General features: G+C 58.6%; 24 protein-coding genes. 7 read left to right on the forward strand and 17 right to left on the reverse strand.

The annotated features are described in order from the left end of the window. Positions 1-326: 326 nt before the first annotated feature. Entirely contained in the window at positions 327-1,211 is an 885-nt protein-coding gene (locus IEY47_RS20185; protein WP_188986088.1) for a PA4780 family RIO1-like protein kinase, read from the reverse strand. A gap of 201 nt (positions 1,212-1,412) precedes the next feature. Here IEY47_RS20185 and ada point away from each other — a divergent pair, with 201 nt between their 5' ends. The 5 genes from ada to IEY47_RS20210 all read left to right on the forward strand — a co-directional run bounded on the left by ada (position 1,413) and on the right by IEY47_RS20210 (position 6,221). Continuing rightward, the gene (ada, locus tag IEY47_RS20190) at positions 1,413-2,477 is read left to right on the forward strand and encodes a bifunctional DNA-binding transcriptional regulator/O6-methylguanine-DNA methyltransferase Ada (protein ID WP_188986090.1); all 1,065 of its coding nucleotides are present in this window, start codon (positions 1,413-1,415) and stop codon (positions 2,475-2,477) included. Between the two features lie 40 nt (positions 2,478-2,517). Next, positions 2,518-2,757, forward strand: coding sequence for a hypothetical protein (locus IEY47_RS20195; RefSeq protein WP_188986093.1), 240 nt, complete (start codon positions 2,518-2,520; stop codon positions 2,755-2,757). Between the two features lie 209 nt (positions 2,758-2,966). After that, entirely contained in the window at positions 2,967-3,620 is a 654-nt protein-coding gene (locus IEY47_RS20200) for a TetR/AcrR family transcriptional regulator (RefSeq protein ID WP_188986095.1), read from the forward strand. Positions 3,621-3,639: 19 nt separating this feature from the next. Continuing rightward, a complete protein-coding gene (locus tag IEY47_RS20205) occupies positions 3,640-4,224 on the forward strand; it encodes an IMPACT family protein (protein ID WP_188986097.1) in 585 nt (194 codons plus the stop codon). A 206-nt stretch (positions 4,225-4,430) separates the two neighbouring features. After that, entirely contained in the window at positions 4,431-6,221 is a 1,791-nt protein-coding gene (locus IEY47_RS20210) for a SulP family inorganic anion transporter (protein ID WP_188986099.1), read from the forward strand. 323 nt (positions 6,222-6,544) lie between these two features. Here the strand turns inward: IEY47_RS20210 and IEY47_RS20215 are convergent, their stop codons facing one another. Continuing rightward, positions 6,545-7,261 (reverse strand): PqiC family protein, encoded by a 717-nt coding sequence (locus tag IEY47_RS20215; protein WP_188986101.1) that lies wholly within the window; start codon positions 7,259-7,261, stop codon positions 6,545-6,547. Between the two features lie 101 nt (positions 7,262-7,362). Between IEY47_RS20215 and IEY47_RS20220 the strand changes: the two genes are divergently transcribed. Continuing rightward, positions 7,363-7,587, forward strand: coding sequence for a hypothetical protein (locus IEY47_RS20220; protein ID WP_188986103.1), 225 nt, complete (start codon positions 7,363-7,365; stop codon positions 7,585-7,587). 246 nt (positions 7,588-7,833) lie between these two features. On the opposite strand, the gene parC is transcribed toward IEY47_RS20220, so the two are convergent. The 8 genes from parC to IEY47_RS20260 form a co-directional block, all read right to left on the reverse strand. Then, positions 7,834-10,083 carry a DNA topoisomerase IV subunit A gene (parC, locus tag IEY47_RS20225; RefSeq protein WP_188986105.1) on the reverse strand — a complete coding sequence of 750 codons (2,250 nt, stop codon included), beginning with the start codon at positions 10,081-10,083 and terminating at the stop codon, positions 7,834-7,836. An 8-nt stretch (positions 10,084-10,091) separates the two neighbouring features. Then, complete coding sequence (locus IEY47_RS20230; protein WP_229779561.1) at positions 10,092-10,616, reverse strand: retropepsin-like aspartic protease family protein; 525 nt, start codon at positions 10,614-10,616, stop codon at positions 10,092-10,094. Next, entirely contained in the window at positions 10,613-11,629 is a 1,017-nt protein-coding gene (locus tag IEY47_RS20235) for an esterase-like activity of phytase family protein (RefSeq protein ID WP_229779567.1), read from the reverse strand. The genes IEY47_RS20230 and IEY47_RS20235 overlap by 4 nt, the downstream gene beginning before the upstream one ends. Further along, entirely contained in the window at positions 11,626-13,515 is a 1,890-nt protein-coding gene (gene parE, locus IEY47_RS20240; protein ID WP_188986108.1) for a DNA topoisomerase IV subunit B, read from the reverse strand. Before parE ends, IEY47_RS20235 begins: the two co-directional genes overlap by 4 nt. Positions 13,516-13,526: 11 nt before the next feature. Next, complete coding sequence (locus IEY47_RS20245; RefSeq protein WP_229779568.1) at positions 13,527-14,144, reverse strand: YqiA/YcfP family alpha/beta fold hydrolase; 618 nt, start codon at positions 14,142-14,144, stop codon at positions 13,527-13,529. Between the two features lie 225 nt (positions 14,145-14,369). Beyond that, positions 14,370-15,170, reverse strand: coding sequence for a 3',5'-cyclic-AMP phosphodiesterase (gene cpdA / locus IEY47_RS20250; RefSeq protein ID WP_188986112.1), 801 nt, complete (start codon positions 15,168-15,170; stop codon positions 14,370-14,372). Between the two features lie 241 nt (positions 15,171-15,411). Then, on the reverse strand, positions 15,412-15,870 hold the full coding sequence (locus IEY47_RS20255; RefSeq protein ID WP_188986113.1) for a DUF1249 domain-containing protein: 459 nt from the start codon (positions 15,868-15,870) through the stop codon (positions 15,412-15,414). Beyond that, positions 15,861-16,481 carry an NUDIX domain-containing protein gene (locus tag IEY47_RS20260; RefSeq protein WP_188986115.1) on the reverse strand — a complete coding sequence of 207 codons (621 nt, stop codon included), beginning with the start codon at positions 16,479-16,481 and terminating at the stop codon, positions 15,861-15,863. Before IEY47_RS20260 ends, IEY47_RS20255 begins: the two co-directional genes overlap by 10 nt. Positions 16,482-17,015: 534 nt before the next feature. On the opposite strand from IEY47_RS20260, the gene IEY47_RS20265 reads away from it, so the two are divergent. Then, entirely contained in the window at positions 17,016-17,759 is a 744-nt protein-coding gene (locus tag IEY47_RS20265) for a DUF3298 and DUF4163 domain-containing protein (RefSeq protein ID WP_188986117.1), read from the forward strand. A 321-nt stretch (positions 17,760-18,080) separates the two neighbouring features. On the opposite strand, the gene IEY47_RS20270 is transcribed toward IEY47_RS20265, so the two are convergent. The 7 genes from IEY47_RS20270 to IEY47_RS20300 form a co-directional block, all read right to left on the reverse strand. Next, positions 18,081-20,072, reverse strand: coding sequence for a polysaccharide biosynthesis protein (locus IEY47_RS20270; protein ID WP_373293646.1), 1,992 nt, complete (start codon positions 20,070-20,072; stop codon positions 18,081-18,083). Between the two features lie 50 nt (positions 20,073-20,122). Further along, positions 20,123-20,698, reverse strand: coding sequence for an acetyltransferase (locus tag IEY47_RS20275; RefSeq protein WP_188986119.1), 576 nt, complete (start codon positions 20,696-20,698; stop codon positions 20,123-20,125). Beyond that, positions 20,695-21,720 (reverse strand): MraY family glycosyltransferase, encoded by a 1,026-nt coding sequence (locus tag IEY47_RS20280; RefSeq protein WP_188986121.1) that lies wholly within the window; start codon positions 21,718-21,720, stop codon positions 20,695-20,697. Before IEY47_RS20280 ends, IEY47_RS20275 begins: the two co-directional genes overlap by 4 nt. 18 nt (positions 21,721-21,738) lie before the next feature. Continuing rightward, a complete protein-coding gene (locus IEY47_RS20285) occupies positions 21,739-22,704 on the reverse strand; it encodes an NAD-dependent epimerase/dehydratase family protein (RefSeq protein ID WP_188986123.1) in 966 nt (321 codons plus the stop codon). After that, complete coding sequence (locus tag IEY47_RS20290) at positions 22,701-23,471, reverse strand: glycosyltransferase family 2 protein (RefSeq protein ID WP_188986125.1); 771 nt, start codon at positions 23,469-23,471, stop codon at positions 22,701-22,703. The genes IEY47_RS20285 and IEY47_RS20290 overlap by 4 nt, the downstream gene beginning before the upstream one ends. Continuing rightward, positions 23,458-24,867 carry a mannose-1-phosphate guanylyltransferase/mannose-6-phosphate isomerase gene (locus tag IEY47_RS20295; RefSeq protein ID WP_188986127.1) on the reverse strand — a complete coding sequence of 470 codons (1,410 nt, stop codon included), beginning with the start codon at positions 24,865-24,867 and terminating at the stop codon, positions 23,458-23,460. The genes IEY47_RS20290 and IEY47_RS20295 overlap by 14 nt, the downstream gene beginning before the upstream one ends. Positions 24,868-24,904: 37 nt before the next feature. Further along, on the reverse strand, positions 24,905-25,605 hold a 701-nt coding region (locus IEY47_RS20300; protein ID WP_188986129.1), incomplete at its 5' end, for a GDP-L-fucose synthase family protein.

The raw sequence follows: 25,605 nt of genomic DNA on the forward strand, positions 1-25,605 counted from the left end.
CGGCCTCGGATCGCGGCGGGTCAAGCCACGATCGACGAAAAAGACCATATTTTTGCCGCAATGAGAATCGACTGAAAGCTGAGGCGAAGTCGCAATTTCAGTTCCTAAATGGCGGAGTAAGGATTTGCTTTCGTAGGAGCCCATTCATGGGCGATCGCTTTTAATCACTAATCGCCCACGAGCTGATCACAGCCCATCGGGTTCCTACACCGCGTTCAACCGTAGGGTGGATAACGGCGAAGCCTTATCCACCTCGTGCCTCCATGATCAAGCCGCGTGGATGGCTTCGGCCATCCACCTACGGTGCCGATAGTTCGGGGAATGCGTTACCGACGCCGCCGGCCAGAAGGCGCGGCGTCTTCCTCATCCTCTTCGGCGCGCGCAGCTTCGATACGTGCCTGCTCGGCCAACGCGTCCCTGATCTCACGCATGACGGCGTCCACATCCGCCGCGTCTTCGGGATCAGCGAACTCGCCCGTCAATGATGTTTCAGGGGTCAGCTTTCCTTGCTCGAACAGCGCCCACATCTCTTTCGCATAGCGCGTGTAGCGCAGCTCAGGTGCGAACTGGCCGAAATATTCGGCCATGTTGCGCACGTCCCGCTCCAGCATGCGGAACGCGTGATTGTTGGCCGCGGCATCAACCGCTTGCGGCAAATCGATGATGACCGGCCCGTCCGGCCCCAGCAGCACGTTGAATTCGGAAAGGTCGCCGTGAACCAGGCCTGCACAGAGCATTTTCACGATTTCATCAATCATGAACGCGTGAAACTCGCGTGCGTCTTCCGGCGTGAGATCGACGTCATTCAAGCGTGGCGCCGCATCACCCTCCCCGTCGTCGACCATCTCCATCAGCAAAACGCCATCGAGAAAATCGTAGGGCTTGGGCACGCGCACGCCCGCCGCTGCTAGGCGAAACAACGCCGCCACCTCCGCGTTTTGCCAGGACTCTTCACGCTCACGGCGCCCATGCTTGCTGGACTTCGCCATGGCCCGCGCGTCACGACTGTTACGCGTACTCCGCCCTTCCTGATATTCAGCGGCCTGGCGGAAGCCACGCTTGTTCGCCTCCTTGTAGACTTTCGCGCAGCGCACTTCGCTACCGCAGCGAACCACATAGACGGCCGCTTCCTTACCACTCATGAGCGGCCGCAATACCTCGTCGATGAGCCCGTCTTCAATTAGGGGCTCAAGGCGTTTTGGGGTTCTCATCGTTGCGTCGAAGGCTCCTTTTCCGTTGTCGCAATGGTCGCCACTGTTGCCCGCATTTGCAATTGCGAAACACCGCTCATGCCGGACGAATTCTCCCGGCATACACGGGCGCATTGAAAATCGGCCATTCGAAAGCGCGAAACGGCGTGGACATGATCGTCCGTCGCGGCACAATTCGCTTAGCCGTAGGAGGAACAGCCAATGCTCGACAATGACCGCTGCTGGCAAGCCATCTGTGAGCGCGATACCGATTTCGACAACCATTTCGTCTTCGCCGTGCGCACGACCGGGATCTATTGCCGGCCCAGCTGCCCTGCTCGACGTCCGAGCCGGATGAACGTCGATCTGTTCGAAAGCGCTGCCAAGGCCGAAGCGGCGGGCTTTAGGGCCTGCCTACGCTGTGCGCCCAATGGGCAAAGCCTCGTTGAGCAGATGGACACGTTGGTCGAGTCAGCTTGCCGCCTGCTCGATGTGCCGGAAAGGATCACGCTCGAGAAACTTGCAGCGCGGATCGGCGTGTCGGCCTCGCACCTGGCGCGGGCCTTCAAGACGCGCATGGGCGTAACGCCACGGCAATGGGCCGAACACCGCCGCGTACAACGCCTCCAAGCGGCCTTACCACACGCACGCAACGTGCTCGACGCAAGCCTGGAAAGCGGCTATTCGAGCACACGAGGCCTCTACGAGAAGGCCGACGCGTTGCGCCCATCGCAACGGCGCCAGCGCGGCCTGGGCGAAACCCTTCATTACACGTTGGCCGAATGCCCACTCGGCCATCTGCTCATGGCGACGAGCCCGCGCGGTGTGTGCGCCCTTCTTTTCGGTGACTCGCCCGACGCCTTGACTCGTGACCTGCTGACTCGATTCGCCGCCGCACAAATCGTGCGCGATGACGCGAACCTGCGACCATGGCTCGATCGCGTCCTCGGTCAGCTTCACGAGCCCGCGCGGGCGAGTGGCCTGCCGCTGGATTTGCGCGGTACGGCATTCCAGATCCGCGTCTGGCAAGCGCTGCAAACGATTCCGCCAGGCGAGACGCGTACCTACGCCGCCCTGGCCGCCGACCTGTCGACCCACCCCCGCGCCATTGCACGCGCGTGCGCCAGTAATGCGGTTGGGTTGTTGGTACCGTGTCATCGGGTTATCTCCTCCAGCGGCGCGATGGGCGGATACCGCTGGGGCGCGGAGCGCAAAGTACGCCTGCTGCGCGTTGAGCAAACGAGCCCGGTACGTGAACCGCAGGGGTCAACGCAGGATCAGAATTGAGGTACCGCTCTTTCCGAGCGCTTTTCCAACGAGGAAGACGATGCACGACTTGAAGCGCTACTCGATCAGCTATCGACTCAATGGCGAGCCCGACGCCCTGATCATGGAGGGTTTCGACGCGCCGACCCTGGATCAGGTTCGCCTGCAACTGCTCATCAAGCACGTCCCGGAGCCGCAGGTGGTTGAAGACGCTCCCTGGGAGGAGCACCTCCAGTCGAGCTTAGAAAGCCGCAGTGCCGAGCTTGGCCTCAGTGATATCGAGGTCGAACGAATCGACTGAGACCGCAGAGAAGCCACAGGCACCCTTCATTCGCCGGACGAAAACGAACCCGCCCCATTCGGCATATGTGCTGGCTGTTGCTGGAAGCGGCTGGATGCGCTATCAACGCAGCTCCTATCGAGCCATCATCGCCGACATTCGTATGAGCAACGCGCAGGGTTGATCCCACTAACAGGCAAATCCCCGGACGAACGCCGAGAACCCATCGCATGAACGTGCCCGCCTCACCAGCTGATAACAAGCCAAACGGCCGCATTCGCCAACGCAATGAAGAAGTGATTCTCGCCGCTGCGGCAAAGGAGTTCGCACGCCACGGCTACAAAGGCACCAGCATCAGTGCCATCGCCGTTCGTGCCAAATTGCCGAAGGCGAACCTGCACTATTACTTTACGAACAAGCTGGGCCTTTACATCGCGTTGATGGAAAACGTGCTGCTCGACTGGAATCGAACGTTCGATGCACTGAGCGTGGATGATGATCCCGCCGAAGCGCTGGCGCGCTACATCCACGCGAAGATGGAGTTTTCCCGCAAACAGCCCCTGGCGTCACGAATCTTCGCCATGGAAGTCATCAGCGGCGGCGCGTACCTCTCACAGTATTTCGGGGAAGACTACCGGGCCTGGTTCCGGGGCCGTGCGGCGGTGTTCGATGCGTGGATCGCGGCCGGCAAGATGGACGCCATCGATCCGGTGCACCTTATTTTCCTGCTCTGGGGCAGTACGCAGCATTACGCCGACTATGCCGGGCAGATCGGCCGTCTGCTCGGAACGAAGCGTCTGTCGCGTACGGACTTCGACGCCGCGACCACCACCCTTACCCACATCATCCTGAAAGGCTGTGGCTTGAAGCCGCCAGCGCAGTGAGCAATAACGAGCGGTTTTTATGGCATTTACTCTCGCAGGCCCGTGCGAATACTTCGAAGAAATCCGCAAAAGCCGCTTTTTAGCCAGGGCCGCGCCGCTCTCGACGGCCGAAGAAGCGAACGCCTTCATCGCGCAAGTGAGCGCCCCTTCGGCAACGCACAACTGCTGGGCCTGGAAAGTCGGTCAGCAGTATCGCTTCAGCGATGACGGAGAACCCGGCGGTACCGCTGGCCGCCCCATGCTGACCGCCATTGAGGGTCAGGACTGCGACAACGTCATCGTGGTGGTGACGCGCTGGTACGGTGGCATCCAACTCGGTACGGGCGGACTGGCGCGGGCTTATGGCGGAACCGCCGCCAAATGCCTGCAACGCGGTGAACAGCGGGAGCTGGTTGTTCGCGAATCGGTACGTTGTCATTGCGGCTTCTCGGAGCTGAGCACGTTCAAAGCGCGCCTGGCCGAGCATGAGGCCCAGGTAATCAATGAGTCCTTCGACGCCCATGGAGCGGCGCTGACCCTGGCCGTTCCGCCTGCGCACCTCGCGGCAATGGATGAGTTTTTGGCCAATCTGACGCGGGGGAAAAGTCGGCTGCTGCAAGATTGATCTCGATCCACCAACGCGGGTTACACCCGCCCTACCACGCTCCCGTAGGGCGGGTAAAACCCGCGCAATGCCCCGGCCGGCTCCTCGGATTAACGAGCGCAACGCCGCAGACATGACGGCTCAGGTCTCTTTCTAAGCGCAGCCCTTGAACGCGACAGGTTAAAGTGTCGTCCCAAGAGACACCTTACGGCAGGAGCCCACGATCAATGCGCGCGCCACGACTCACGCAGTTATTTCCCTGGTTCGCGCTGGTAGACCGTTTCAGTTGGCGCCACGACATGAGTGCCGGCCTACTGGGCGCTGTATTGGCTCTGCCGCAGGGCGTCGCGTTCGCCACGCTGGCCGGCCTTCCGCCGCAATACGGGGTCTATGGCGCAGTGGTGCCATGCATCATCGCCGCCCTGGCAGGTTCGAGTCGTCATGTCGTGACCGGGCCGACCAATGCCAATTCGCTCGCGCTCATGGCGGCACTTTCACCGTTGGCGCTGGTGGGCAGCGCGCATTACATTGACCTCGCGTTGGCCGTGACCATCATGGTGGGGTTGCTGCAGTTGCTGGTTGGCGGGTTTCGCCTGGGCGCGCTGGCCAATTTCATCTCCCCTTCAGTCCTGCTTGGCTTCACAAGCGGCGCCGCCGTATTGATCGCACTGTTCGCATTGAAGGATTTCTTGGGCCTCGCGCTGCCACCGGGAACCTCCGCGTTCGGCATCCTCGCGTTCATCGCCATGCACCCCGGCGAGATTCACTGGCAGGCGCTCTTGGTAGGCGCTGTGACGCTGGCCGCAACACTCGCCCTACGCCGTTGGCGGCCACGGTGGCCAACGATGCTGTTGGGGCTGCTGGCGGGATTCGCCTGCGCACAACTGTTGAGCGTGATCCAACGCGCCCATGCGGGCATCGAGATCGTCGGCCCGATCCCCTCTGCGTTGCCGCCGTTTCATGTACCTGACGTCAACATGACCGCCCTTGGCGAGCTGTCGAGCATCGCACTGGCGCTGACCCTCGTGGCACTGGGGCAATCTTTGTCGATCGCCAAAGCCGTCGCGGCGCGCTCGGGACAAACGCTGGACGTCAATCGTGAGTTCGTCGGGCAAGGTCTCGCCAATGCAATAGGCGGCCTGTTCTCCTCGTACGTGTCCTGCGGGTCGTTGAACCGGTCGATGCCGAACCTGCAGGCTGGCGCGAAAACGCCGCTGGCGGCGGTGTTCGCAGCGGTGCTCGTCGTCGTTCTCGTGGCTTTTGGCGGTGGCCTGATCGAATTGATCCCGCTAGCGGCGATTGCAGCGACGCTTTTGCTGGTGGCATACGGCCTGGTGGATGTCCAACGCTGGAAAGAAGTGCTGGCCGTGAGCCGCACCGAGAGCGTGGTCGCGGGCGTGACCTTCTTCGCGACGCTCAGTATTCCCCTGGATCGCGCGGTGCTACTCGGCACGCTGGTATCGCTGGTTGCCTACCTGTACCGCACATCGCATCCGGCCATCCGCCCGCTACTTCCCGCCACGCATACGCCGGAACGGCGCTTTACGCCGATCGAGGAACTCCCACTGCCCCATGGCGAAGAATGCCCTCAGTTGAAACTGGTGCGGGTGGAAGGGTCGGTGTATTTCGGGGCCGCGCAGCATGTCAGCGACCAACTGCAGCTGTTCCGTCGGCAGAAACCCGAGCAGCGACACGCGCTGTTCATGGTCAAGAGCATGAATTTCATCGACTTGGCCGGCAACGACCTATGGCGTCACGAGATGCAGGAACGGCGTGCATGCGGTGGCGATATCTTCTTCCACCGTCCACGGACGCCGGTAATGCAAATGTTCGCGCAGACGGGCCTGCTGGAAAAACTCGGTGACGGCCACATTTTTTCATCGAAGGATCAAGCACTACGCAGCATCTACGAACATCTGGACATCAACGTCTGCCGCACCTGCACGGCCCGCGTTTTCAAGGAATGCCAGAGCCGCGCTGAAGCATCGGATGAATTGATTGCACGGAGTGATGGTTAGAGATCGCTCTGTTAGCGTACGTTTTTGTAGGAGCGGGGGGCGACCGTTCGCCTTGGCCACGAAGCTTTTCATGCGGCCTGACAGCTCATCGCTGGCTGAGCGATCATTCGCGGCCAAGGCCGCCCCTACAGTGATGATGCGCGCCCGATATCTATGTGGGAGCCTTCGGAATTCCCCTCGACGCCTCGAGAGATTAAAGAGCGTCAGACGCGGCTTTTGTCGGAGCGGCGGGTGCACGCTCAGTACCTATGTGCGAAATCGCTGGACATCTGACGCACCATTCCCAGCGACGAACCTCGCGGTTCCGTCGCTGGAAACATCCATCAGAACCGCAGGATGTCACCCCGATTGCGCACGGGCTCGACCACGGGGATCTGCCGGGAGGATGGCTTCTCTTCCGCCGCCAGCTGGCGCTTGCGCGCTTGCTCTGCAGCCTTGGCCGCAGAGGCCAATTTCGCCGTGTCGGCCTGTACCGCTTTGGAAAGGGACGTGGCCAATTCCTGCAGAAGTTTGCTTTGGGCGCGGACCTGGTCCGCCACCGTACCGGTATGCGCTTCCTGCAACTGGACGACGCGGCTATCGCGCAACTTCCCGTTCTTGTCCAACAAGCGCCATTGCGCTTCGAGTACGGCCGGCTTTTCCGGGCCGGAGTCGAGTCGATTGATGCTGACCACCGCCTGCACATCCGGCTCCATTCCAGCCTGGTCGGAGTACAGAGCCAGGCGATTGCTTTTCAATTGCGCGGAAAGCTGGCGGAGCAACACCTGGTTGATATCGTCGGGAAGGCTGCTCGCCCAACGGGCACTGGAATCCAGACTGATGCTGTTGTCAGCTTGGCGCTGAACCAAGGTGTTGCGTTGCAAGTAGTCTGCGACATCCAGAGGCCCGACGAGCACGGCGACGCCGGAAGAACGTTGAGACAGTTCGGTCACGCCGCTGTCGAGCTGGTAATACTGCTCCGGCGAACTCAACTTGGCGCAACCACCTAATGCCAGAACGCCGGCTAATAGGGCCGCGACCGGTAGATGGATCAATTTCATCTCATCCCTCTTGATCATCCGAAGCTCGCGGCTTCGGCATGTGCTCGATATGTTCAATGAGCACCACCTGCTGGTCTCAAACCACGGCGGTACCCTGCGTCATGCGTATCGCGCTCGATGCGGGAAGGTCCGCATCCATTATCCTGCTACGCCAGAGATGGCTCGATGCGTCATCTCAGGAAGCTCTGGCCCTGTACGCCATTAACGTTGGCCAAGCGAACAATGAAGCTGGGAGCCAACCGGCGCCCGATGAATTCGATCCGCGGAAGGCGTTCGATGCCTTCGGCAAAGGCGCAATATTACTACGCCATAAAACACCTGACTGACCGATCGGCAGGTCATGCGCGCCGATCGGTACCTGTTAACTGTTCACTCACAAATGGAAACGCAGGCTCGAACACCTTATGGCAACGAACCCTGCGCGAGCGTTGGGAAGAATATCCACACTTTTCGCGTATGACTAGCCGACCTGACGACACGTTGTGACCGAACGGTAACAACGTGATTAACAGCACTCTATGACACCACGATGATGGTTGCCGGCCACGCGTACCGTGGCCGGCAACGAAATCCTACTCGACCACCAATCGCTCGACACGCTGAAAACCGCGCGGCAACTTGTTACCGCGCCGTCCGCGTTCGCCTTTGTAGTGCTCCAGATCGTCTGCTTTGAGGGACAGGGTCCGTTTACCCGCCTGCAGCACCAGCGTTGCCCCCGCTGGCAGCACTGCGAGATCAGTCAGATACTCCTCGCGGCTAGCCACGCGCTCGCCGGGAATGCCAACGATCTTGTTACCTTTGCCTTTACCCAGTTGCGGAAGGTCGCGCACCGGGAATAGCAGTAGGCGACCTTCGGTCGTCACCGCCGCTAACCAGTCTTCCTCGCGATTGTTCAACGGACGCGGTGCGACCACCTTGGCGCCCTTCGGCAGGCTGATGAGTGTCTTGCCCGCCTTGTTTTTCGCCTGTAGGTCTTCGCCCTTTACGACGAAGCCATAGCCCGCGTCGGACGCGATGACATAAAGCGCATCGTCCGCCGGCAGCAGTACGCATTCGAAACTGGCGCCTGGCGGCGGCGTGAGGCGACCGGTCAACGGCTCACCCTGACCACGCGCCGATGGCAGCGAATGTGCCGCCAGCGAATAGCTGCGCCCGGTGGAGTCGATGAACACCGCGAATTGATTCGAGCGACCCGGCGCGGCGGCTTTGAAACTGTCGCCCGCCTTGTAGGAAAGTGCGCCCGGATCGACATCATGCCCCTTCGCACAGCGCGCCCAACCTTTCTCGGAGATGACCACGGTCACCGGCTCGTTCGGCATCAAATCGGTTTCGGACAGCGCCTTGGCTTCCGCGCGCTCAACGATCGGCGAGCGCCGGTCATCGCCATATTTCTCGGCGTCTTCCAGGAGCTCCTTGCGCACCAATTTCTTCAACTTGGCTTCGCTACCCAGGAGCGCCAGCAGCTTTTCGCGCTCTTTGGCCAGTTCGTCCTGCTCGCCGCGGATCTTCATTTCTTCAAGACGGGCAAGCTGACGCAAGCGCGTATCGAGAATGTAGTCGGCCTGGATATCGGTCAGCTCGAACCGCGCCATCAACACCGACTTGGGATGGTCCTCAGTGCGGATGATGTGGATGACTTCGTCCAGATTGAGGAAGGCCACGAGCAAGCCTTCCAACAGGTGCAGGCGGCGCTCGACCTTATCCAAGCGGAATTGCAAACGACGGCGAACGGTACCGACGCGGTACTCCAGCCATTCGGTCAACAGCGTCCGGAGGTTCTTGACTTGCGGACGACCATCGAGACCGATGACATTGGTGTTGACGCGGTAACTGCTCTCCAGGTCCGTCGTGGCGAACAGGTGCTGCATCAACCCTTCGACATCGATGCGATTGGAGCGCGGAATAATGACCATCCGGCACGGGTTCTCGTGGTCGGACTCATCACGCAGGTCCGCCACCATCGGCAACTTCTTCGCCTGCATTTGGCTGGCGATCTGTTCCATCACCTTGTTGCCCGACACCTGGTGCGGCAGCGCAGTGACGACGATATCGCCGTCCTCGACGCGATACACGGCGCGCATGCGCACCGAGCCACGTCCGGTTTCGTAGATTTTCAGCAGATCCGCACGCGGCGTGATGATTTCCGCTTCAGTGGGAAAATCTGGTCCGAGAACGTGTTCGCACAGTTGTTCGACAGTGGCCTTCGGCTCGTCCAGCAAGCGCACGCAGGCGGTGGCGATCTCACGCAAATTATGCGGCGGGACGTCCGTCGCCATGCCGACGGCGATGCCAGTGGTGCCGTTGAGCAACAGGTTCGGCAAACGCGCGGGCAGCGTTGCCGGTTCGTTCATGGTGCCATCGAAGTTCGGCACCCAATCGACGGTGCCCTGGCCCAGCTCGTCCAGCAGTGTTTCGGAATAACGCGACAGTCGTGCTTCCGTGTAGCGCATGGCAGCGAAGGATTTGGGGTCGTCCGGTGCCCCCCAGTTGCCTTGGCCATCCACCAGCGGATAGCGATAGCTGAACGGCTGCGCCATCAGCACCATCGCTTCATAGCACGCAGAATCACCATGGGGATGGTACTTACCGAGCACGTCGCCGACGGTACGCGCCGATTTCTTGTGCTTGGAATCCGCATCCAGCCCCAGCTCGCTCATCGCATAAACGATGCGGCGCTGCACGGGCTTCAAGCCATCGCCGATATGCGGCAACGCCCGGTCCATGATCACGTACATGGAATAGTTGAGGTACGCCTGTTCGGTGAAGTCGGCCAGGGACCGACGCTCCACGCCATCCAGGCTCAGGTCGAGGCTTTCGCTCATGTGCGTCCTCAATTCTCTCGATAGTGGCGCAACAGCAAACGGCCGTCGCGCTGGGTAAATTCAAGTTGTCTCAATGCGCTCATGCCAAGCAGCACTTGTTCGCCATCGAAGCCGGACGCCGCGAGCGCGCGCACGTTGTGCAGCACGATATCGCCAAGCTTCACGTCGTCGAGTACGGTGCGGTAACCGTCACTCGTGCCGTTGGCGGTCCTGACGGTCACCTTGGCGCCGGGCTCGAGGCCCAGTTTTTTCGCGAGTTCGCCGGGTATCGCGACATCCGTCGCACCGGTGTCCAGCAGAAACTGGACCGGCTGCCCGTTGATCTCGCCCGAAGCGATATAGTGCCCACGGCCATCGCCAATCAACTCGACCTCGACATAGGCCTCTGTGTGGCGCGAGACCGGTTCTCGGTTCGGGTTACGACGCGCGTCTTCCCAGAGGCCGAAGTAATGAGCGGCCAGCCACAGACCGGCTGCCCAGGCGAGCACGAACATCACGCGTCCAGCGCGCTGGCCGGCCGTCTGTCCGCTCAAGGATTCGCGCTCCAACCGCCTTCAGGTGGTGCAAGGTGCCAGATGATGGGACGACTATCGCCGTCAGCGCGCACCTCTTCATTGTTATCGACGCCGACCCACGCCCCATCTTCATCGACCCAAAGCGCTTCGGGACCGGCAGGCCCGGTGTAACGGCGATGCGGTTGCAACGCGGCATTGGCGAACGACCAGCAACGTTCAGCAGCACCGGTCACCGGATCACGCCGGCAGATGCGATAGGTCAGGCGCTCGAGGGCATAGAGCTTACCGTCGTAATAGGACAAACCGGTGAAGTCCCGCGCCATCCTTACCTCTTTCCAGTTACCGGGCGGGGGCATTTCATAGCCTCTTTCCGTCATCAGGACGCAATTTTCCGCGCACTGCCAGCGCCCTGTAGTCTCGCGCTCGACGTAAACCAATCCGCGTTTGTGGGCTTCGGCCGCCAGCCACAGGTGTTTGCCGGAGGGGTCGACGGTCATCCCTTCATAGATACTGTTGAATTTCTGCAGCAAACCCTGTTCACGGGCCTTAGCCGTTAGGTCGGGCGGCAGCTCCAACCAGTGTGGTTTGCCATTCGCCGGGACCTTCAAGACGTGCGCGGTGCCCTCGCTGACCAGATAGTGGTTGCCTTCGGCGTCGCAGCCCATGCCCTCCCAATCGAGGGAACCACCACGCACGAAACTCGCCGCCTTGGCCATAACCTGCAGCTTCCAGGGCAAGCCTACCGGCGGCGGCTCCGGCACATCGATGCGCTGGGTCTCCGCTTGCCATACGTTCGGGCCGTTGGAGAGGCGGTAGATACGATCATCGTCACGATCGGACAACGTCCAGAACGTCGTACCGCAACGTGCCAGCCCGGATAAGTTGCCATTGGGCATTCCTTCGACCGGATGCTCGGCCACCAAGGTCAACTCATCGTACGGCGGTGTAAGTGTCTCGGCTTCTGTGATCAATGGCGCAAACAGCGACAGGGCAAAAAGCGAAAAACCAGCAATACGTCCCTGTGCAATCAAACCAGTACCTCCGCCAAGTTGCCCTTCGATTCCAACCACGCCTTGCGGTCACTGGCGCGCTTCTTCGCCAGCAACATGTCCATCATTTCCTGTGTGCCTTCGACGTCATCGAGGGTCAAACGCACAAGACGACGGGTGTTCGGGTCCATCGTCGTCTCGCGCAGCTGCAGTGGGTTCATTTCACCCAGGCCCTTGAAGCGCGTGACCTGCGGCTTGCCTTTCTTCTTTTCTGCGGAGAGGCGATCGAGAATGCCGTCGCGCTCAGCTTCATCGAGGGCGTAGTGTTTTTCCTTACCCAGGTCGATGCGATACAGCGGCGGCATGGCGACGTAAACGTGCCCCGCATCCACCAGCGGCCGGAAGTGCTGGACGAACAACGCGCAAAGCAGCGTCGCGATGTGCAGCCCGTCCGAGTCGGCATCGGCGAGGATGCAGATCTTGCCGTAGCGCAGTTGCGACAGATCGGCCGCGCCAGGATCGACGCCAATGGCCACCGCGATGTCATGCACTTCCTGGCTCGCGAGCACTTCGCTGCCATCCACCTCCCAGGTGTTCAGGATCTTGCCCCGCAGCGGCATGATGGCCTGGAACTCCTTGTCCCGTGCCTGCTTGGCGGAACCACCCGCAGAATCCCCTTCCACGAGGAACAGCTCAGCGCGCATCGGATCCTGACCTGCGCAGTCCGCCAGCTTGCCGGGCAATGCTGGGCCCTGGGTAATCTTCTTGCGCTCGACTTTCTTGCCGGCTTTCAGGCGGCGCCCGGCATTGCTGATGGCCAACTCGGCCAGCAACAGGCCCTGCTCGGGATGTGCGTTGAGCCAGAGGCTGAAAGCGTCCTTCACCACGCCAGAAACGAAGGCAGCCGCTTCGCGGGAGGACAGGCGTTCCTTGGTCTGCCCGGAGAATTGCGCGTCCTGCATCTTCATCGACAGAACGAACGCGATGCGCTCCCAGATATCTTCCGGCGCCAGTTTCACACCGCGCGGCAGCAGGTTGCGGAATTCGCAAAACTCGCGCATGGCATCGAGCAATCCCTGGCGCAGACCGTTCACATGCGTCCCGCCTTGCGCGGTAGGAATGAGGTTGACGTAGCTCTCCTGCACGGCGTCGCCGCCCTCCGGTAGCCACAGCAACGCCCAGTCCACCGCTTCCTTTTCACTGGCAAAGGTGCCGGTGAACGGCTCCGCGGGCAGACGCTCGAACTCGCTGACCGCATCGGCCAGGTAGGAGCGCAGCCCGTCCTGGAAATGCCATTCCAGTTTCTCGCCGCTGTTTTTGTCCTCGAAGCTGACAGACAGCCCCGGGCACAGCACCGCCTTGGCCTTGAGCACGTGCTTGAGGCGACTGACGGAAAACTTCGGTGAGTCGAAATACTTGTCATCCGGCCAGAAGCGAACGCCCGTCCCGGTGTTGCGCTTGCCAACAGTGCCAACCACGGCCAGGTCAGTCGCCTTGAAGCCGTCCGCGAAGGCCATCTGGTATTCGCTGCCCTCGCGCTTCACCCGCACCTCGACGCGCGTCGACAGTGCGTTCACCACCGAAATCCCCACGCCGTGCAAGCCGCCAGAGAACTGGTAGTTCTTGTTGGAAAACTTGCCGCCCGCATGGAGCTTGGTGAAGATCAGTTCGACACCGGGAATGCCCTCTTCCGGATGTATATCCACCGGCATGCCGCGCCCATCGTCGATCACTTCGAGCGAATTATCGGTGTGCAGCACCACCTCGATGGACTTCGCATGCCCGGCCAGCGCCTCGTCGACGCTGTTATCGATGACTTCCTGAGCCAGGTGGTTCGGGCGGGCAGTATCGGTGTACATGCCTGGGCGCTTGCGCACCGGATCGAGGCCGGACAGAACCTCGATCGCATCAGCGTTATAAGTAGCCATGGTTTACGTCTTCAAAGAGCGGAAAAGTCAAAATCGCGCCAGAGTGCCGGTGAGAACCCGGCGAAAGCCAGGAGTGCGGGCAGTTGCGCGGAGAAATGTTGGAAACTGTGATCGCCACCCGCCTGGATACGCAGTGCGCAGGCACCGTAGAACCGTTCGGCATCGCGATAGTCGAGGGTTTCATCGCCTGTCTGCAGCCAGACCTGATAACGCTCCGGGTGAACAGGCGGCGTGACGTCGAGGGCGGCAAGCGCCGCGACGTGATCGAGCGTCAACTCCCAGGTTTCGCCCGTATGGTAGTTACGTTGAGTACCTACATTGCCATCGAACAAACGATGAGGATGCACCGCGGGATTGATCAAGACCGCATTCAAGCCGTGTCGCTCAGCCAGCACCGTGGCGTAGTAGCCACCCAGAGAACTGCCTACCAACGTGGGCCGACCGAGTTCGGAAATGAGGTCTTCCAGCTGCTGCATCGCTTGATAGGGATGGTGGTGAAGCGCGGGGGTCCGCAGACGGCCCGACAAGCCGAGGCGATCGAACAGCGTAATCAGTTGCCGCGCTTTCAACGAAGCCGGCGAGCTGTTGAATCCGTGAATGTAAAGTAAAGCGGGATGATCGGCGGGCACGCGCATGCTTCCTGATGATTCGAGCCGAACTCTACCAAACGGAAGGCCTCGAGGCACGGATGGATGCGCCGAGCCTTGGCGCTGTACGCGGACAGGAACCTTTGTGAGAAATGCGCAGAATAGCTACGCGGGTTGCACCCGCCCTACGAGAGCGGCGCAAATTTGCAAAAACCGTAGGGCGGGTACAACCCGCGCTTTTCTACCAATCGCCCAAGGTTTCATCGATCAATAACCCGAAGCGTAGTCGAGCTCGAAGCTGAAATCCGCTAGGCGCGAAACATCCGTCTCGATCCGTCCGTCCGTATGCAGGCGCAACCACCGATAACCCGGCGCCTCTTTGGTGACTTCGAAGTCTTCGCTGCCCGGCGCGAACTGCACGCAGGTCGAGGGCGTTGCCAGCAAGCGAACCTTGTCGCGCCAGGTATCGACAGCCTGATGCACATGCCCCCACACCACCGCGCGGACATTCGGAAATCGTTCGACCAAATCAAACAACCGCTCCGGCTCCCGCAGGCCAATCTTGTCGATCCAAACCGACCCCATGGCGATGGGATGGTGGTGCAAACAAATCAGCACATGGCGCTCGCCCGCAGTCTTCAGCGCATCGTCCAATAGCTGAAACTGCGCCGGCGCAAGTTCGCCATGAACGGCACCAGGGACGGCGGAATGCAGCATGACGATGCGCCAACCGTCGATATCCACCACAGGGTCCAACCAACGCCCTTGCGAGCAAAACTGGGACATGCAGTCGATACCGTCGTGATTGCCCGTCGTCCAGCAAATAGGCGCGGCCAACGGCGCCGTCAGGGCGGCAAAACGTGTGTAAGCCTCGGGAGAAGCATCTTGCGCGAGATCGCCCGTCGCCAGGATCAGATCGACCTTAGGCTGTTCCCTCCGCACCTGCTCGACAACCTGCCGCAGACTGTCCTGTGTATTGACCCCCAAAAGACAACCGCCTTCGTCCGCGAACAGGTGGCTGTCCGTCAACTGAACGAGCAATAGCGAGTCGTCTTTTGATAACGGCATCTGGTGTGACACGTCTAACTCCATGACTGTCCAGCGAGAATCTCGCGGCTACGAGATAACGGCAGCTACGCCCGCAACCGAATCAGCGTGCGGGCGCATCGCGAAGTGCTTTATGCCGGAAAGTATGGTTGCCGGATGGGTATCGATCAAACCCGTAGGGCGAGAACTTCGTCACAAACGGAGCAGCTGCAAGGCTCTAGCTGTAGAACCGCGTCTTGCTATGACAAACAGATGACACCGATCAGCGCTGTAGCACCGGCTCTGCCTCGTGCCCACAGGCCAGGCAGTGGCTCAGCCATTCGCCAAGGAACAGGTTGAGCTGCTTTTTCTCGTCAGGCTGGTGCATCGCGACGTTGGGATACGGATAGATACCGCGAAAACGCCGCGCATTCTCGGCGCCGACGACCTCAGCCATACGCGCATCGTGGTACACGCGCACTTCCATTTTCGGCACGGGCAACCAGGGCAAGCTGTGCTCCTGCCGCAGTTGCAGCGTCGTCGTATACGGGCAGGCTTCGGTCACCTCGAGCGCGAGCACACCGAGCAGCCGCTCGCCCTGGCTCAAGGCGACGCGCCGCTCGACGCCAAGCTCGCGCATCTGCGGCAACAGACGCATGAGGCGCACATAGTTCGCCTCGCAAGCCGTCTGCAGCTCGACCAGATCGACGCTATAGCGCTCGCGAATCAACCTCACGCCCACATCCCCCGGACCTCGGCACGGTTAAGCGCCAGCCACTGCATAGCCATGATGCACGCAGCATTGTTGATGACGCCGTCCTTGACCAGCTGCATGGCGTCCTCGAACGGCATGACATGTACGCGAATATCTTCCCCCTCCTCCTCGAGCCCATGGACGCCACCGGCACCTTCGCTGTCGCACTGGCCAAGATAGAGATACACGAATTCATCACTGCCGCCGGGCGAAGGGAAATAGTTTGTGATAGGCCATAGCGCGCCAAGCGTCAGCCCCGCTTCCTCGACCGCCTCGCGCCGTGCGACGTCCTCGGGGTCTTCGCTGGCCTTGTCGATCAACCCGGCGACCATCTCCAGAAGCCAGGGATTTTCCGCCTTGTCCATCGCGCCAACACGGAACTGCTCGATAAGCACAACCCGGTCGGTCTTCGCATCATAGGGCAACACGCATACCGCATCGTGACGGACGAACAGTTCACGGCTGATGGTCGGCCCCATCTTCCCGGAGAACTGCCGGTGCCGCAGATGAAGCTTGTCCAGCTTGTAAAAGCCGGTGAAGCAATTCTCCCGTTCGATCACTTCGAACGCTTGCGGATCCGGTTTGAAGATTTCGCTCATTTCAACTCACTGTGAACATTTGGGTCAGCCCATGAAGGCTCTACTGTGCGCGTATCCGCAGCGTCTGCAAACCCTTCGTCGCGCTTGAATTCAGAACGCAGCCACGACGTGATACCCGCAGACGATACTGATACGCGGCAATTGCACCCATGCAGAATGGTCGCGTTGCGGCGATCGACCAGCCGTTACGGTTGAACATCCTTCGGCTGTTATCTCGCTCGATAATTCGGATAGCAAATCCACCCCACGACGCACGGTCCACGGATACGCGCGAGCCGTCATGACATGGACTCTACGTTAGGCGAAAAAATCGAGGGATGCATCCACCGAAGCGTCGGAGGCTGCATCGAGGCCGGACATACGGCACGAACTGAATTGCCGGAAAACTTATCGCCCCGCTATTGATCGAACGTCTCGGCCAGGTAGAGTCGCCTGGCCGCCTTTTTTCAATAAGGCCGCACACGCCGATTTCAACATCGCCATGACGAAAGGCATCCGCCGCGGACGCCTGCCAACGAGACATTACACATCCGCATGATTTCAAAAAAACTCGCGAAACTGATCAGCACTTCAACACTTGCGCTGGCCTTGGCCGCCTGCCAGAGCCAAACCTTACTTCCTAAGCGCGGCGCCGAGTACCAGAGCGTCAAATGGGAACACCAGCAGCCTGGTTGCGAAAGCGCCGACTGCCCCGCCGTGAACGTCGATACGCTACGGTTTCTGACCGAGCGAGAACTCAATCCCATCATCGAACAGCGTCTGCTGGAGTTCACCCGCGCGCAAGACGACGCCCCCATGGTCGATTCGCTACAAGCGTACGAGGACGCCTTCCTGCAACAGGCCGAACCGGGCTGGATGAGCTATCTGCAAGCCAAAGTGCGCGAGCAAGACGACCAAATCATCCTCATCGAACTCTCCAGCTATTTGTTCACCGGCGGCGCTCACGGCATGCCTGGTCGCGGCTTCATCAACTACGACGTGAAGGCCAAACGCGTCCTGGCCCTGGACGACATGATCATCCCCGGCATGGAAAACGCCTTCTGGGAAAAAGCCCGACAAGCACACCAGCGCTGGCTGAAACACGAAGGCCTCGAAGAGAACACCGAATACCTCGAAATGTGGCCCTTCCAGCAGACCGAAAACGTCGCCCTCGGCCAGAAGGCGGTTTACCTCAAGTACGACGTCTACGCGATCGCCCCCTACGCAGCGGGGCACCCGGAGCTGACGATTCCGTATAGCGAGCTCAAAGGTGTGTTGAGGCCAGAGTTTCTGCGCTGATCTCAACCGGTCGACGAGACCAATGTGGGAGCGGGCCATGCCCGCGATGTGATCGTATGGGCCATACCCGAACTAGGGCGGATTATTCGCGCGGTGGCGTAATCCGCCGCTTACCTCAACCGGTTCGCCATACACTCCTGCAAATGACGAAACCAATGCATCGAGAATGCCGATGCCAATAAACAGCGGGAAGCCCTTCTGATTCCATCCGCATCAACTGTAGGGGCGGATTTATCCGCGGAGGCGAGCATCGCTCGCCCAAACGCTTACACGCATATCGAACTAATAACCAAAGGTGTAATTACCGCTCCCCGCAAGTTCCTAAGACTTCCCACTCCGCCCTTGCAAGTGCGCCCAGTCCACAATCTCACCTTCCGGCACATACCCACTCACCATCTCGCGAAGCAACTGCCGGACACGGTTGTAATCATCCTGCCGGATAGCATCGAGCAACTGCTGAATGCCGACCTTCAACGGCTCCCAATGCAGGTACTCCTCGTTCGCGCGCATGATCATCGGGTGATCGGTAGGCGTCACGCCTTCATCGGCAATCAGCAGCTCTTCATACAGCTTCTCACCCGGCCGAAGCCCGCTGAACTCGATGGTAATCTCACCGTGCGGATTCTTCTCTGAGCGAATGCTCGAGCCAGACAACCGAATCAGCTTCTCCGCCAGATCGATGATCTTTACCGGCTCGCCCATATCCAGCACGAACACATCACCGCCCTGCCCCATCGAACCCGCTTGAATGACCAACTGCGCAGCCTCGGGGATGGTCATGAAATAGCGCGTGATATTCGGGTGCGTCACCGTCACCGGCCCGCCGCGGCGAATTTGCTCATAGAACCGAGGAATCACCGAACCCGATGACCCCAGCACGTTGCCGAAGCGCACCATGGTAAAGCGCGTCTTGTTCACCCGGTGAACTGAGTCATTGTCGTGCAAGAGCACCGGCGCCGACTCTTGACTCAACGCCTGCAACACCATCTCCGCAAGGCGCTTGGTGCTACCCATCACATTGGTGGGCCGTACCGCCTTGTCCGTCGAGATCAATACGAAGTTATCGACACCCGCAGCCAATGCCGCTTGTGCGGTATACAGCGAGCCCAGCACGTTATTGATCACACCTTCGGCAATGTTGTGCTCCACCATCGGAACATGCTTGTACGCGGCGGCGTGGTAGACGGTGTCTACCTTCCACGAGCGCATCACCTCTTCCATATGCTTGAAGTTGCGCACCGACCCCAGCATCGGCAACAGCGTAATCGGCAACGACTCCTGCTCGATCCGCCGCTCCAACTCCAGGTGGATCGAGTAGAGGTTGAACTCGCTGTGTTCGAAGAGAATCAGCGTGGTCGGCTCATTCGTCATGATCTGCCGGCACAGCTCGGATCCGATCGAGCCACCGGCGCCGGTCACCATTACCACTTGATGGCGGATGCAGCGCTCGAACAACTCTTGCCGCGGCGGCACGACTTCACGGCCTAAGAGGTCAGCGATATCGACCTCCTGGACGTCATCGACTTTCACTCGACCCGTGGCAAGGTCCATAAAGCCGGGCACGGAGCGTACGTGTACAGGGAAGCGCTCGAGCTTGTTAAGGATTTCACGCCGGCGTGCGCGTGAGGCCGAAGGTACCGCCAGCAGGATCTCTTGTGCCCCTGTTTCATCCAACATCTGCTGGATGTGTTTGGGGCGATAGACTTTTAAACCAGAAATGATACGGGTCGAGAGATTGCGATCGTCGTCGATGAACGCAACGGGGTTCATCGTCCGCCCCATGCGTAACGCGTTTACCAACTGATTACCGGCTTGGCCCGCTCCCCAAACTGCAACTTTCGGCAAGTTGCCCTTTTTGGACATGAAGGGCACATGGCGAAGGGCGCCATACCAATCACCGAGGAAGTACTGACGCATTGCGAGCCGCAACCCGCCAATCAGCATCAGGCTAAGCCACCAGTAATTGAAGATAGCGGAGCGAGGTATAAAGGCAGCGGTGTATTGATTCCAATACATTACCAATGTCAAAACCAACGCCGAGAGCGTTACGGCCTTTAATATCGCTACCAACGCATCGTTGCCGATATAGCGCATCACAGCCCGGTACATGCCAAATCGAACGAAGATCGGAATAGCAACTACCGGCGCAGCAACGAAGAGCCACAAGTGTTCGTCAAAGGGATCAAGACGTTCGTCGAACCCGAGCCGTAAAACAAAGCCCAACCAGAGCGCGAGCCAAACTAACAGAACGTCGGCCACGATTTGAACAAATCGCTTCTGGCGGCGTGGTAGCCGAACAAGCCATTCGCGGATTGTGAGGTCGATCCTAGACAACGCGTGCACCGTCCTTTTAATTCATATGTTTAATGCGCGCTTAGTACCATGCCAGGCGTCACTACCGCACCATCTCCAACCGCCACGCCATAGCCTGCAGAGACACCAGCTTGCAGCCAAGCGCGCCGACCAACACGGACACCACCCGCCAAGGATACACCCACACCAATGTGGGCAAGATCATCCAAGACCGCATCGTGATCGACGATTGCGCCAGCATTAAGGATAGCGGCGCGGCCAAGAACAGCATCGGTACCAACGATAGTGCCTGCCATGATCGCGCATCCCAGGCCAATAGTGGCTGAACCACTGACGAATGCTCGAGGATGTATCACCGTCACCAAAGGGATGTTTGTATCTTCTATGCTCCTGCACCAACTTTCGCGGCGTTCATTATTGCCCACTGCCGCAATCGCGCCTTGGACCTTACCGCTCAGCCTTGCAAGGCCTGCAATATCCGACACGACGTCGCAACCAAAGCAATGCTCTAGTTTCGGCCAGCGATCATCGGCAAAAACCACTCGCTGCCACAGTCCACCGAGCAGCGCTGCCTCGGCGACCGATTTGCCATGCCCGCCAGCCCCTAGAATCAGCAACGTCTTCATGAGGTCTTTTCCAATTCGCCCGCACGGTAAACAATCGCCAATACAACCAAGGGTAAGTAGCTGATGATCAAGCCTAGCACGCCATCGAGCCAGCCAAACCCGACCGCGAACGCCCAAGGCAAAAGCCACAGTATGTTGATCAGCAGCACCGCCAAGGTCACAGGCAAATGCCGACCATAGCGTCGCGACGCATACTGATAAGCATGACTACGGTGGGCTTCATACACCTTATCGCCGCGTAGCAGACGACGGCCGAGCGTAAACGTCGCATCGACGATAAAGACACCTAGCAGGATGAGCCAGCTCCAGAACCACTGCGGGTTCACCGAGGCGGCCTGCAAAGACAATGCACCAAGCATGATTCCGAGAAAGCCACTACCGGCATCACCCATGAAGATTTTTGCCGGTGGAAAATTCCAGATGAGAAAACCAGCAACCGCAGCACCTAGCGCCAAAGGCAGCAACAATGCAGTGCCATCACCCACCCAGCTCGATGCCACGAGCAGTACGCCACCGGCACATACGCAGATCGCCTCCACGCTCGCGATGCCGTCGATACCGTCCATAAAGTTGTAGAGGTTCAGCAGCCAGACCAGATACAGCGCACCGAATAGATACCCCAGCCAGCCCAACTCCACCGGTACGCCGAACAGCACCAAGGGCGGCATCCCGTCCAACCAAAACAACACCCAAAACGCTGCCGCGAAGTGCCCTAGCAAACGCCACCGCGCGGCGATATGCCCATGGTCGTCCAGAAATCCAAGCACCGCGATAGCCAGCCCGGCACCAAAGAGGGCAATGCCAACGTCCAACCAGACGTCGCCGAGGTAACTCAAGACAACGATAGCGGCTAGATAGCTTAGTACGATCGCCACCCCACCGCCGCGTGGAGTTGGCACCGAATGCGAGCTCCGTGCATTAGGAATGTCCATGAGGCTGCGGCTAAGGGCGTAGCGACGTAGGGCCCAGGTCAACACGCAAGAACCGAGGCCAATCCAGGCCATCATTAGAAAAAAATGCATTTCTATAACCCTATTGGATCAGCGTGAAGCAACGGTACGGGCATAGTCCCGCCCCGCTTTGGTCAAGGCAGCCTTGGTATCAATGACGGGCGACCAGCCAAGAATGGAGCGCGCTTTACTAGAATCAACAACGAGCGATCCACACAGTTGGGTATACATACCTTCTCGTCCCAATAGCTTCGCGCCCTGGCGCATAAGCACATCAGGGAAAGGAAACAATGTAGGCCTCTGCTCCATACCGATCGAAAGTAGCTCGACGATTTGTCGTGTGGATACATCGGTGCCATCAGACACCAAAAACACTTGGTCGGCTGCTGCAGGATGTTCGATGCAGCACACAATGAGGTCCACAAGATTGTCCAGCGCAATCATGCTGCGCTGATTCTTTACTGAAGCTAGCGGCAAAGGCAGACCACGATGAACAAGTTTTAATAGTCGCGCGAAGTTGCCCGGCGCATGCCCGGCATAGACAAGAGGCGGACGAATAATCACAAGGTCCATCCCTGTGCCTCGCACCAATACCTCTAAACCTTGCTCGGCCTCCAATTTAGAGAGCGCATAGTCTGCATGTGGTGAGGGTAAAGTTTCTTCGTTAAATGGTGCGTCTTTCGTAAACGCGCCATTGACACCGATAGAACTGATGAAAACGAAGCGTTTGACTCCAGCAGCAATAGCCTGCTCCGCCAAGCGAAGCGTGCCCAGGGTATTTACCGTTCTAAATTCGCGGAGCCGGTCAGAGGTGCCACCAAATATATGGGCAAGCCCAGCCAAATGAACCACGGTGCGACAACCTTTTAACGCTGGCGCCCAGTCAGTCGAGCTGTCAATCGACTCAATTTCAAAATAGCCGCTTTTTTGTACACTATTTTTGTCCGCTCGACGTGTAGGCAATATCAGCTCAGTCTGCTGGCGCGCCAATGCCGTGACTAGCGCAGAACCAATGAAGCCCTGGCCGCCAGTTACGCATATGCGTACCGGGCTCATTTGAGGTAACTCGCTAGCTTGAAAGGCACCTTCATCGCGATAAAACACAGGTTTGTATACAAGCCGTTAGACCGGCAGGCGCGTACAATCTCCATGTTCTGATGGATGCGCCACCAGAACCCAGTAGTACTAATGCCGCCTTCACGCATTTTAACCATTACCTGAGGATGGCGCTTTGCCTTAATACCAGCCTGAAAGAAGCGAGCCATAAGCTCGAAATCAGCAGAAACCCTATAACCTAGTTTGTACAAACCGAAGCGTTCAAAAAGCTCACGCCGAGCGTAAAACGTTGGATGCGGAACCATGAAACCGAAGCGAATTTTCCATGGCGCAAAACCTTTTGAGCTATAGCGGCGAGTCAATTTATCGGTTGCGTCGCGCTGTACGAAAACTAAGTCAGCGTAAGTTGCGTCTACATCTGGGTTCAACTGCAAAAAATTGGCAAGATCTTCAAGGACTCGTTCATGAGCGAATATGTCGTCTGAATTAAGAATTCCGATAAAATCGCCGGTAGCTGCATGAATACCTTTGTTCATCGCGTCATAAATCCCGCTATCGGTCTCGCTAACAACTGTGGCGATTCGGGATTCATAACTTCGAACCACATCCATCGTCGAATCCTTCGATGCTCCGTCTATAACTATGTACTCTACATTAGAATAAGTCTGAGCAAGTACGGACTCGATGGTATCCCGCACTGTCTCAGCGCTGTTGTAGCACACAGTAATAATGGAAATTTTTAATGGGTTAGTCTCACGCACGTCCATAGATATCTTCCAACCGCACTATATCGTCTTCACCGAGATATGACCCAGACTGAACCTCAATTAGCTCGAGTGGAATTTTCCCCGGATTTTCCAAGCAATGGACTTGTCCAATAGGAATATAGGTAGACTGATTTTCCGTTACCAAGGTAGTTTTATCGCCGATAGTTACTTGTGCTGCACCGCTAACTACGATCCAGTGTTCCGCGCGATGGTGATGCTTTTGTAGTGAGAGCTTGGCGCCTGGCTTAACAGTGATGCGCTTCACTTGGTAGCGATTGCCCTGGTCGATCGAATCGTATACGCCCCAAGGCCGGTATACCTCGCGATGGTTCAAATGCTCGTGGCGTCCATCTGTCTCCAAAGAGCGCACGACGCGCTTCAGGTCTTGAGCGCGATTTTTATGCGCCACCAATACGGCGTCTTTGGTTTCGACGATCACGAGATCCTTGACGCCCAACGCAGCAACCAGCCGACTATCAGAGCGGATGTACGAGTCGTGGCATTCCTCAGCCAGCGTATCCCCATATAAAACGTTTCCGCTTTCATCCTTATCGCTGATGTCCCACAAAGTCGACCATGACCCCACATCGCTCCAACCTGCAATGAGCGGAACAACAGCCGCAGCGGAAGTGTGTTCCATTACTGCATAGTCGACGGAATCGTCCGGGCATTCGGCAAATGCCTGCTCGCTGATCCGTATGAAATCCAAATCACGTACGCCTTCAGCTAATGCACGCTTACAGGCTTTTAGCATTCGCGGCTGAAAACGCTCCAACTCTTCCAGGTAGCGTTTCGCCGTAAAGACGAACATCCCGCTATTCCATAGATAGTGGTCGCTTTCAACATAGCTGCTCGCGGTTGCCAAATCCGGCTTCTCTACAAAACGCTGTACTGCAAAACCTAATCCGTCAATCGCTTGCCCACGCTCGATATAGCCATACCCTGTTTCGGCATGAGTCGGCACAATCCCGAAAGTCACCAACCTACCCAGCTTCGCTAGTTCACCGGCATTTCCAATCGCACTGTGAAATGCCATCTTGTCGTTGATGACATGATCAGCAGCAAGCACAAGCAGGCATGCAGCAGGGTCAGTTTCAACCAAGCTCAACGCCGCCAACGCGATGGCAGGTGCCGTATTACGCCCATAAGGTTCAAGTATGATCGATGCTTTGTCACAGCCGCTTTGGCGAAGCTGTTCCGCTGCCAGGAAACGATGCTGCTCGTTGCAAATCAGCACGGGCGACGCGGTGTTCAACCCGGCCAGGCGATTAAGTGTCGCTTGCAGCATTGTTACGCCATCTCCGCCCAACGCAAGGAACTGTTTGGGGTTCAGCTGACGCGAAAGAGGCCACAAGCGCGACCCGCTACCTCCGGCAATAATTACTGGATGAAGCATTGTTCTGTCCTTGAAAATAGTGATGGGGCGAAATCACTCAGCCCCTGATGTTCCCTAGATTATCAACGAACCAGCGATACGCATCGCGCAGGCCTTCTTCCAGGCCGATTGACGCTTGCCAGCCCAGTGCTTTCAAGCGCGAAACATCCATCAGCTTGCGCGGCGTGCCATAGGGTTTGGTCGAGTCGAAAACCAGTTTCCCGGGAAATTCGGTCACTTTTGCGATCGTTTCGGCCAGCTCGCGAATGGTGCAATCGACGCCGGTCCCCACATTGATGTGGGAAAGCATGGGTTGCGTGTTCGCCTGATACGTCGGTTCGTCCAGGTTCATGACATGAATGCTGGCAGCCGCCATGTCATCGACGTGCAGGAACTCACGCATGGGCTTGCCGCTACCCCAGATCACGACTTCATCGTCGCCGCGCAGGGTCGCTTCGTGGAAGCGGCGCAGCAAGGCGGGGATGACGTGGCTGTTTTCCGGATGGTAGTTGTCATGCGGGCCGTACAGGTTGGTCGGCATGACACTGCGGTAGTCGCGGCCGTACTGGCGGTTGTAGCTTTCGCACAGTTTGATCCCGGCAATCTTGGCAATCGCGTAGGGCTCGTTGGTCGCTTCCAGTACGCCTGTCAGCAGCGAATCTTCACGCATGGGCTGGTCGGCATGCTTGGGATAGATGCAGGAAGAGCCAAGGAACAGCAGCTTCTGCACGCCCGTGCTGTGAGCGGCATGCACGATGT

This window comes from Pseudomonas matsuisoli, assembly GCF_014647635.1.
Lineage (GTDB): Bacteria > Pseudomonadota > Gammaproteobacteria > Pseudomonadales > Pseudomonadaceae > Pseudomonas_P > Pseudomonas_P matsuisoli.

Coding starts and splice junctions, on each gene's coding strand:
- IEY47_RS20200 (WP_188986095.1), top strand. CDS start 2,967: ATGAACGTGCCCGCCTCACCAGCTGATAACAAGCCAAACGGCCGCATT.
- parC (WP_188986105.1), bottom strand. CDS start 10,083: ATGAGCGAAAGCCTCGACCTGAGCCTGGATGGCGTGGAGCGTCGGTCC.
- IEY47_RS20205 (WP_188986097.1), top strand. CDS start 3,640: ATGGCATTTACTCTCGCAGGCCCGTGCGAATACTTCGAAGAAATCCGC.
- IEY47_RS20280 (WP_188986121.1), bottom strand. CDS start 21,720: ATGCATTTTTTTCTAATGATGGCCTGGATTGGCCTCGGTTCTTGCGTG.
- IEY47_RS20220 (WP_188986103.1), top strand. CDS start 7,363: ATGCGTATCGCGCTCGATGCGGGAAGGTCCGCATCCATTATCCTGCTA.
- IEY47_RS20215 (WP_188986101.1), bottom strand. CDS start 7,261: ATGAAATTGATCCATCTACCGGTCGCGGCCCTATTAGCCGGCGTTCTG.
- IEY47_RS20195 (WP_188986093.1), top strand. CDS start 2,518: ATGCACGACTTGAAGCGCTACTCGATCAGCTATCGACTCAATGGCGAG.
- IEY47_RS20210 (WP_188986099.1), top strand. CDS start 4,431: ATGCGCGCGCCACGACTCACGCAGTTATTTCCCTGGTTCGCGCTGGTA.
- IEY47_RS20185 (WP_188986088.1), bottom strand. CDS start 1,211: ATGAGAACCCCAAAACGCCTTGAGCCCCTAATTGAAGACGGGCTCATC.
- IEY47_RS20265 (WP_188986117.1), top strand. CDS start 17,016: ATGATTTCAAAAAAACTCGCGAAACTGATCAGCACTTCAACACTTGCG.
- IEY47_RS20260 (WP_188986115.1), bottom strand. CDS start 16,481: ATGAGCGAAATCTTCAAACCGGATCCGCAAGCGTTCGAAGTGATCGAA.
- ada (WP_188986090.1), top strand. CDS start 1,413: ATGCTCGACAATGACCGCTGCTGGCAAGCCATCTGTGAGCGCGATACC.
- IEY47_RS20275 (WP_188986119.1), bottom strand. CDS start 20,698: ATGAAGACGTTGCTGATTCTAGGGGCTGGCGGGCATGGCAAATCGGTC.
- cpdA (WP_188986112.1), bottom strand. CDS start 15,170: ATGCCGTTATCAAAAGACGACTCGCTATTGCTCGTTCAGTTGACGGAC.
- IEY47_RS20290 (WP_188986125.1), bottom strand. CDS start 23,471: ATGGACGTGCGTGAGACTAACCCATTAAAAATTTCCATTATTACTGTG.
- parE (WP_188986108.1), bottom strand. CDS start 13,515: ATGGCTACTTATAACGCTGATGCGATCGAGGTTCTGTCCGGCCTCGAT.
- IEY47_RS20285 (WP_188986123.1), bottom strand. CDS start 22,704: ATGAGCCCGGTACGCATATGCGTAACTGGCGGCCAGGGCTTCATTGGT.
- IEY47_RS20295 (WP_188986127.1), bottom strand. CDS start 24,867: ATGCTTCATCCAGTAATTATTGCCGGAGGTAGCGGGTCGCGCTTGTGG.